The following is a 588-nucleotide window of genomic DNA, read 5'->3' on the forward strand; positions in this document are numbered from 1 at the left end:
CAGATCACCGAGGAACAGCTCTACGCCGAGATCGATCTGGCGGCCGAACTGGGAGCCGAGCTGTTCACCATGGACGCCGGCTGGTTCGGCGAAAGCAACTGGACCCAGACCGTCGGCGACTATGACCAGGAAAGTCCGCTGCTGACCAAAGGCCTCGGCGCCGCATTCGACCGGGCGCGCGAGAAGGGCATGCGCGTCGGGCTGTGGGTGGAGCCTGAGCGCGTCGGCCTCGGCAGCAAACTCCTTGCACAGCACCCGGATTGGCTCATGCAGCGGCGCGGGGAAACCATCCCGAACCTCGACCTGTCCCGCCCCGAGGTCGCCGAATACGTTGAGGAGACCATTATCGGAATCATCGACCGTTACAACCTCGACTGTTTCCGCATCGACTACAACCACAGCGTCGGCGAGGGTGGAGAAGCAGAGCGCGGCGGCTACACCGAGAATGTCCTGTGGCGCTACTACGACGCCCTCTACCGTGTCTTCGACAACGTCCGGGAGAAGTATCCACACCTGCTGTTGGAGAACTGCGCATCCGGCGGCCGCAGACTGGATCTGGGCATGATGTCGCGATTCCACTGGACACAG

1 protein-coding gene is annotated in these 588 nt (G+C 62.9%); it reads left to right on the plus strand.

All coding sequences use genetic code 11. The annotated features are described in order from the left end of the window. Window positions 1–588: glycoside hydrolase family 36 protein (locus AC3WJM_RS23035; RefSeq protein ID WP_492273063.1), on the plus strand; the 588-nt coding region annotated here is incomplete at both ends.

The sequence above is a fragment of the Arthrobacter sp. FW306-1B-G06A genome (genome assembly GCF_058781765.1).